We start from the raw sequence: 7,970 nt of genomic DNA, 5'->3' as shown, positions 1-7,970 counted from the left end.
TCAGGCTTACCGACCAGCTCGGCGCCATGCACCAGGAACAGGATGTGCTCGGAGTCCACCATGCCGGCCATCGGCTGATAGCTCACCAGGTGCTCAACCTGCTTCGGCCGATACCCGGTCTCCTCCTCCACCTCCCGCACGGCGGTCGCCATCGGATCCTCGCCGGCCTCGACCAGGCCGCCGGGCAGTTCCCATCCCCACCGGTCGAACACGAACCGATGCCGCCACATCAGCAACACCCGATCCTGCTCATCCACGACGACGGCGATGGCCGCCCGATCCAGATGCACCACATGATGCTCGAACCGCTCCCCGCCCGGGATCTCCACATCGGCCATCCCGAGCCGGATCCACCGGTTGTCATAGATCAACCGCTCGCCATGCACCACCCAGCGCGTCAGCTCAGCGTCATCAGCCACACCGTGAAGCTACCTGTCGACACGGCCGCCGTACATGCACTTCCAGACGACAGCAGAGATCGTTGCCGAATAGTCCCTATGAGGATCAAGCGGCGGCGCGGCGCGCCGCCGTACCCCCGGCCCTCCGCCCGCCCGCCGTCCGGGCGTGCGGCCTGGGGGCCGGTCCCGGACGGCGGCGGGACACCGGGCCGGGCGCCGCACGCCGGCCCCGCCGTACCTAGCGAACGCACCGGCCAGGGTTGCCACGTCGCCGCACAGATGCAGCACTTACGATCGCCACGGCATGGCTGGTCACCGTACGGGCTTGGGGGCGATCGACGATCCAGGGTTCGTTCCTCACCCTGGCTCACCGTGGGGCGTGGCTGATGACCGGGTTGTTGTGGGTAGTCCAGTGGGGTTGACTACGAACTGAGGGTGGTTGACCGCGGCGGAACAGGCCATACACCGTGCACCATCGGCCGTAGCAGACCGGCACGTCCCGACACAGCGCCCGGGTCCGGATTCCATCGATCAACTGCCGCCTGCTCCACTTCGGCGGACGTCCCTTGTCTGTGCCTGATGTGGCAGGCAGATGCGGCTCCAGCGCTGCCCACTGCGCGTCAGTGAGGTCGTGCCGCCTCATCACCGCTACGCTGGCCACGAGGTCTCCGGTGTTCGTTCTTCTTGGTCGTTGAGCCAACTACCGGAGGCCTCTTCATTTCACGACCCCTGACACACCGAACATGTCGTGATCTTTTGAAACACGGCCTAGTCGAACTCGCCGTCCTTTACGCCTTCAATGAACGCTTTCCATTCGCTAGACGTAAAGACTAGCGCTGGACCGGTGGGGTTCCTGCTGTTGCGGACGCCGCGGCGTCCACTGGATAGATCGGCAACCTCAACGCAGTTGTCGGCCGTCTGTGACGGAGTCGCCTTGCGCCACTCTGCTGTCGCCAGTTCCCGAGAGAGGCTATCCATCGGCTCGTGTCTCCTTGCCGTCGGCGTCTCAGTTAGAGGAAGAGCGTCGGAGTATTGCTGTCTAGATCAAAGCACGCAGAGAAGCGTCTGTCTACGTCTCCCATGTCAGAAAGGGGCGGCTCTAAGATCCTGCGGCGCAGGATCAGGAATTTCGGCCTGCCGATATACAGCGAGGGCTTTCTTGGGCAGAATGGGAAGAGTGACGGCTTCCCCTTCCTCGCAGCCTTCCGCTACCCCGCCGAGCAGGCCGCGTAAGAGCCGGACGATGGTTGCTATAGGGGTGGCGATTTCTTCAATTTTGCTGGTCGCCGGGACGCTCGGGCTCTTCACCGATCTGCTGTGGGCGCCTGTCAACGTGCTGGATGTCTTGGACAAGCGTGCCAGCGTAATCAGTATGTTTGTCGGCCTGGCTGGCCTGTTCATCGCCGGTGCGGCCCTACTGGCGCAACTGCGTTCGTCCTCGTCGGCTCAGCACCTGCCTGCTCTGCCAAGGACGCCCGCCAAGGCAGGGCTATCTCTACTCCCCGAACAAGCCGACAGCGCGCAGGGGATGGTAGGGGCGACACTCACCCTAAGACACGCGTTGCCTCCCGTGGCTGATGTGCCTCCGATAGGGATTACAGGCATGCCACGTCGCCCATCAACAGTGTTCGTTGGCCGGGAGCGCGACCTGGATCTACTGAACCAAGCGTTGACAATAAATTCCAAGGCGATCATCCAGGCGGTAGTCGGACTCGGAGGCATCGGTAAGAGCGAGCTGGCATTGCAGTACTCTATCCGCCATCGAGACACCTATAAACAACTGTGGTGGATAGAAGCTGAAACTCCCGAAAATATCCAAGCAGGATTCGCCAGGCTATGCCGGGCTCTGTGTTCAGCTATTTCATCAATTGCCGCAGCTCAGGCCCCCACCGAGGAAGCCGCAGCTTGGGCATTAGCTTGGCTAGCCACTCGTTCGGACTGGCTAGTGATCTTTGACAACGTTGAAGAGGTCGATCACCTGCAACCTTATCTTGGGCAACTGCAGGCTGGGCATGTAGTTATCACTAGTAGGCGGGACGTCGGTTGGCAGGAGATAGCCACCGTGGCCCACCTCGGTGTCCTGTCACGAGTTGATGCGGTGGAACTGCTATCGCAGACCATCAGCAGCTCGGCTATTTGGGTTCCGAATCTGGCTGACGAACTGGCCGAGGAACTAGGCGGCCTCCCGCTCGCACTTAAGCAGGCTGGCGCCTACATCGCTGCCACCCCCGGAATGGATTTGCCTCGATATCTGCGTCTGCTGTGTACGACTCCCCGCCGCGTCCTGACCGCTGACGGCTATCAGGGTCGAGGGTCCGAGCAAGTAATCGCTCGCACCTGGACCGTAACTCAAGACCGTATTGCAGAGACGGACCCACTGGCGATTCGTCTCCTGCGATTGATGGCCTGCTATGCCCCAGATCATCTGCCCTGCCAAGTGCTGTATGGCGTTGACGGCGCCGATGAGGTTGCAGTGGCTGAAGCCTTGGGCGCGTTAGCCTCCTACAGCATGATCAACAGGTCGCCGGATGGGCAATATATTAATATGCATCGCCTAGTCCAATCTGTCACGCTTGCCGACCTGTCCGATGATGAACTCACGGCTGTCCGCACCCACGCCGCCCAACAGCTTGAGGCTGTGCTTCCGAATGAACCGGAGGACATTTCATTTTGGCCGCTATACGCTCGCTTGCTGCCGCACGTACGCGCCGTTCTGGCCCCGGGCTCTTCTGCCATGGCAAACGTCATCAAGTATCTGGATGCCAGCGGTGACGATCGCACCGCCCAAATCCTGCAACAGCACCGTGTGAAAGCTCTATCCGAGAGGTTGGGTGCCGAACACGTTGAGACGCTGACTGCCCGCAGCAATCTCGCTCGATGGACGGGTCTTGCCGGAAATAGGGAAGCTGCACGGGACCAATACGTGGCCTTGCTCCCGGTGATGGAATACGTGCTAGGTCCGAAGCATCCGGATACGCTGAGTGCCCGATCCGACTTCGCCTTCTTCACTGGATGGGCAGGCGATCAAGTTGCGGCACGAGAACAGTACGAGATACTGCTGCCGATGATGGAGCAGGTGTTGGGCCAGAAACATCCGAGCACGTTGAGTGCCCGCGCCAACCTCGCTCGCTGGACCGGGTTCGTCGGGGATGCCCGCGAAGCGCGAGACCAATACAGGGCACTGCTGCCGGTAGTTGAGCAGGTGTTGGGCCCGAGACACCCGAGCACGCTGAGTGCCCGCGCCAACTTCGCCTATTGGTTAGGGATGGCGGGAGATGCTGGCACGGCGCGAGACCAATGCCTGGCGCTTCTACCGGTTATCAAGCGGGTATTGGGTCCGGAGCACCGAACGACGCTGGGTGTTTGGAGTGGTCTCATTTATCTGACAGGGAAGGCCGGCGACGTGGTTGCGGCGCGGGACCATTACATTGCACTGTTGCAGGTGATGGAGCGGGTGCGCGGGCCACAGCATCCAGATACGTTAGCTGAACGCGCGAATCATGCTCACTTCACAGGGTTAGCGGGTGATGCGCTCGCGGCAAAGGAGCAGTACGCAGCTTTGCTTCCAGTGATGGAACGGATTCTGGGTCCGAAGCATCCCCAGTCCATGAAAGTACGCACGGAACTCGTGTATTGGACAGAGCGCGCCGAGGGCCATCCCTGAGATGACGGACTGTCTACGGGACGTGGAGCGCCTTGGGTGTTATGGCACTTAGCCCTGCTGTGAGACAGTAGCCCACGTTATCGGCCTTTCATTAAGAGCGGCAGTCGCTCCGCTTTCTCTGTGGCAGCCGCCTTGGTTTTGCTGGGCACTCCGGTAGCCATATCGCTTTTCTTCAATGTACGAGCAGTGAGCCATTTTCATCTTGACGCCGCTGGTCAGGTCGATGATCAACGGTCAGTTTGCAACGAGCGGGTAGCTGAAGTCACCCTCCAGCCGGTTGTCGTCGTGGTACCAACGTGCCGCCGTGCGTTGCTCAGCCAAGATCAGGCGTGATGTTCGCCCCGATGGCCTGGGCGAGCTCCATGGGCAGGGGATACGGGCGCTCCACTGGAAGCATGTCGGTGACGTCCTTCCCATCGCGTAGCGCCTGTCGGATGTCATGGACCCGATCGGTCAGGTCAGCAATCCTCAGGACCCATTGATCGACGTAACGGGCGACGGCGTCGCCAGACAGGCCCACCTGGATGGAGCGGTAGGGCAGGGCATTGTGGTGCGGGTCACGTTCAGGATCCCACTGGATCCGGACTGGACTGTCGCGCAAGCGCTTTTTCCATGCCGCCTGGCCTGTACCGGACTCGGAATGGCTGAGGCAGGAGTGCCCCAGCGCCCATTCGAACCCTTCTCGCGTGATGGCGACGGCCAAGACCCTGGTCTGGCCGGGCTTCGTGGCCCAACCGCAGCGGTACATCATCCACAGGAAGGACGGTTTAATCCAGGTCATCCGTTCCCGTTTGAAGGGCGGGACGAAGCTCTGCGAGGCGACGGCAGGGGCCGCGATGACCGGCTCGTAGGCCTGGTAAACGGTGATCGCTTCGTCGGTGAAGGCGGCACGGATCTGCCGTTGCGGGATATTCATCCCCCCGAGCATGGCCAACCGCGTGTCTGCCGGACAACCGGATTAACAGCCCCGACAGGCAGAGGACATACCGTGAACTCCTTCTATCGTGACGGGGCATGTTATGAGGAGTCTGCGGAGAGCGGCAGTGGATGGAGGAAGCTTCTCGTAAGGCAGCAGTCGACTAAGATCCGATGCCCCAACCGGGAGCCTCGTTGCTGTCTTACCGTGCCTCCATTCCGCTGTCCAACCACACTCTGACCCGCCTGGCCCAACTCATCCGCACCCGGCGCGCCGAACGCCGCTCCCGGTGGCGCAAGTTAGACCCAGCCCAGCAAGCCCTGCTGGTCCTGGCCCACCTACGCAACGGCGACACCTACGCCCGCCTGGCCGCCGGCTTCGCCATCGGCACCACCACAGCCTGGCGCTACATCCGCGAAGCCGTGGACCTCCTGGCCACCTTGGCAGACGACGTACACGCCGCCGTCGAGCGGGCATCCCGGCTGGCCTACACCATCCTGGACGGCACCCACATCCCCATCGACCGCCTCGCCGACGAGCGCCCGTATTACAGCGGCAAACATAAACAGCACGGCATGAACGTGCAGTTGCTGGCCGACCCCATCGGGCGGCTGGTGTGGGCCTCGCCCGCGCTGCCGGGCGCCACCCACGACGTGACCGCCGCCAGGTCGGTCGGCCTGATCGACGCCTTGACCAGCGCTGGTGTGAAGACCTTCGCGGACAAGGGCTATCAAGGCGCGGGCGGCACGATCCGCACGCCGTTCAAGCGCCATCGCCATCGTCCCTGGTTGTCACGCGGGCAGCGGGACGTCAACCGCGCCCACGCCCATATCCGAGCCATCGGCGAGCGTGCAGTCGCGACCTTGAAGTCCTGGAAGGTGCTGACCAAGCTGCGTTGCTGCCCGCATCGCACGACCGCACTCGTGCAAGCGATCTTCGTCCTGCAGCTCGTGGAAGAAGGCCGCTACTCAGGATGAAAAAGGCTCAGTGGACCATCAACATCGCTCACGGGCCATGGCGGCGCGACCGTTCCTAGCGGGGGAGGTGGATCACGATAGAGACGAACGAGTCTCTTTGTATGGCAGGTAGGTATCGTTGACCCACACGCGAGATGCGTCAAAGCGCGTGAGCTGGTCTGGCGCCCGCGTTAGGTGGGGCCCTGCCGTGTCGGATCCATCGACCGTCTCGTCCCTTGCCGGTGACGTCGCTCCTCACAAGATCCGGAACATGTGCGGAATGATCTCGAGAGACTTTGATCAAGTGGCTAGGAGAGCCGAGGCCACAGTGCCTCACGACTCAAATCATGCGCTCCACTTCTAATCCGACGGTCGCAGGTTCGAATCCTGCAGGGCGCGCTTTGATCATGGCCTGACCTGCGGTTATGCGGGATCGGATGCGTTCTAGAATCTTCGTCTAGCGGTTGTGTGCTCCGTGCGTGCTCGGTTGCACCAACCCTGCACACACCATGATCATCCGTCATTCCCAGGCCGTGCGGCAAGAGCAGCGGCCCCGCCTCGCCGCGAGCAGGCGGCGAACGCGGGGCCGGATGCCTAATCCGACTGTCAGCTTCTCAACGAGACGACTCTCCCCGCCTCTGTCTGGTCTTCCTTGCCGAACAGCAGGGCGGCGGTCTTCTCGGCGGCGGCGGTGGCCACCTGCGGGTAGACAGAAGTGTAGGTGTCGGCGGTGAACGCGCTGGAGGTGTGGCCCAGCGTTTCCTGCACCACCTTCATCTCCACCCCGGCCGTCAGCATCAGCGAGGCCGCGCCATGCCGGAGGTCGTGCAGCCGGATGGGCGGCAGGCCGGCCAGGTAGGCCAGCCACAGGAACTGGTCGGAGACGTGCTGGGGGTGCAGGCGGTTGCCGTCGGGCTGGGTGAACACGAACCCGGTGTCGATCCACGCCTCGCCCATGGCCAACCGTTCCTGCAGTTGCTGCTGCCGGTGGGCACGCAGCACTTGGCATGTATCGGTGTCCAGGGCGATGGTACGGACCGAGGCGTCGGTCTTCGGGGTGCCCTCATGGACCTGCCAGGCCAGCTGCACCAGCTGCCAGTTCACCGTCAGGCTGTGGCCGTCGAGGTCGACCTCCTTCCAACGCAGCCCACATGCCTCGCCGCGGCGCAGCCCGCGCAGCGCGATCAGCTGATACAAGGCGAACAGCCGGTGGGCTCGGGCTTCTTCGAGGAACAGGCGGGTCTGGGCGGGTGTCCAAACCATGACCGGGCAGGGACGCGGCACGCTGGTGTAGGCGTCGATCGGATCGACCCGCCGTCCACCCCGCCGCTCCTTCTCCGCCCGATGGGCGGAGAAGTCCTCCTGCCAGGCGCGGACCCGGTCCTCGGTCCACACCAGCGGCTTGGGCCGGACATGGGCAGGCATCTCCAAGACCGCGGCCGGGTTGAAGTCGACCAGCCGGTCCTGCCGCATGGCCATGTTGAGCGCGTGGCGGAGCGTGGCGCGGATGCGGTGCATGGTGGCGATGCTGATCGGCCGCCGGAACTTGACGCTTTGGCGCACGTGCGAGTCGGGGGCGGTGCGGCGTTCGGTGATGGTGTCGTTGAACTCCTCGATCTGCTCGAACATCAACGCGATGTCGCTGACCTTGAGCTGATCCAACCTGAGCCCCCCAAATAGGGGACCAGGTAGAGGCGGATGTGGCTTTCGTAGGAGCGGCGGGTGGTCTCCTCGATCCTCCGCTTGCGGTGCAGGAACTCGGTCAACCTGAGGTGGGTCATCCAACGCGGCCAGATCAAGAACGTCGCCACCGGCTACTGCCTGGACAGCGGCGGCGACAACTCCGCCGCAAGGGTCCCCGCCTACCTCTACCGCGACTGCTCCACCCCCTCGACGAACCTGGAGTGGGTCATCGAGGGCGGCCAGATCCAGAATCGGTGACAGAGGTTGGCAGGGGTAAGGCGGTCTTCGAAGGCGATCTGGAAGGCGTTCAACGGTGCCTTCCAGCGCATGGTCCATCTCTTGCGGCCCTGCCC

At 62.9% G+C, this 7,970-nt stretch carries 8 protein-coding genes; 3 read left to right on the top strand and 5 right to left on the bottom strand.

The annotated features are described in order from the left end of the window. The 3 genes from AB0C33_RS51000 to AB0C33_RS50990 all read right to left on the bottom strand — a co-directional run. Positions 1-419: NUDIX hydrolase (locus AB0C33_RS51000; protein WP_358303072.1), on the bottom strand; the 419-nt coding region annotated here is incomplete at its 3' end. 346 nt (positions 420-765) lie between these two features. Beyond that, positions 766-1,041, bottom strand: coding sequence for a transposase (locus tag AB0C33_RS50995; protein WP_358303069.1), 276 nt, complete (start codon positions 1,039-1,041; stop codon positions 766-768). Between the two features lie 125 nt (positions 1,042-1,166). Then, complete coding sequence (locus tag AB0C33_RS50990) at positions 1,167-1,376, bottom strand: DUF397 domain-containing protein (protein ID WP_358303066.1); 210 nt, start codon at positions 1,374-1,376, stop codon at positions 1,167-1,169. Between the two features lie 280 nt (positions 1,377-1,656). Between AB0C33_RS50990 and fxsT the strand changes: the two genes are divergently transcribed. Beyond that, the gene (gene fxsT / locus AB0C33_RS50985) at positions 1,657-4,062 is read left to right on the top strand and encodes an FxSxx-COOH system tetratricopeptide repeat protein (protein ID WP_358303063.1); all 2,406 of its coding nucleotides are present in this window, start codon (positions 1,657-1,659) and stop codon (positions 4,060-4,062) included. A 313-nt stretch (positions 4,063-4,375) separates the two neighbouring features. On the opposite strand, the gene AB0C33_RS50980 is transcribed toward fxsT, so the two are convergent. Beyond that, positions 4,376-4,978, bottom strand: a complete 603-nt coding sequence (locus AB0C33_RS50980) for a DUF4291 domain-containing protein (protein ID WP_358303060.1) — start codon at positions 4,976-4,978, stop codon at positions 4,376-4,378. A 194-nt stretch (positions 4,979-5,172) separates the two neighbouring features. Between AB0C33_RS50980 and AB0C33_RS50975 the strand changes: the two genes are divergently transcribed. Continuing rightward, complete coding sequence (locus AB0C33_RS50975; RefSeq protein WP_358303058.1) at positions 5,173-5,955, top strand: transposase family protein; 783 nt, start codon at positions 5,173-5,175, stop codon at positions 5,953-5,955. 585 nt (positions 5,956-6,540) lie between these two features. Here AB0C33_RS50975 and AB0C33_RS50970 read toward each other — a convergent pair. Continuing rightward, complete coding sequence (locus AB0C33_RS50970; protein ID WP_358303055.1) at positions 6,541-7,596, bottom strand: tyrosine-type recombinase/integrase; 1,056 nt, start codon at positions 7,594-7,596, stop codon at positions 6,541-6,543. 60 nt (positions 7,597-7,656) lie between these two features. Here AB0C33_RS50970 and AB0C33_RS50965 point away from each other — a divergent pair, with 60 nt between their 5' ends. Further along, on the top strand, positions 7,657-7,875 hold the full coding sequence (locus AB0C33_RS50965; protein WP_358303052.1) for a hypothetical protein: 219 nt from the start codon (positions 7,657-7,659) through the stop codon (positions 7,873-7,875). The last annotated feature ends 95 nt before the right edge of the window (positions 7,876-7,970 follow it).

The organism is Nonomuraea sp. NPDC048881 (assembly GCF_040649795.1).
GTDB lineage: Bacteria > Actinomycetota > Actinomycetes > Streptosporangiales > Streptosporangiaceae > Nonomuraea.
The sequence above is the reverse complement of the archived record's forward strand: the minus strand, read 5'-3'. Positions and strand labels throughout refer to the sequence as shown.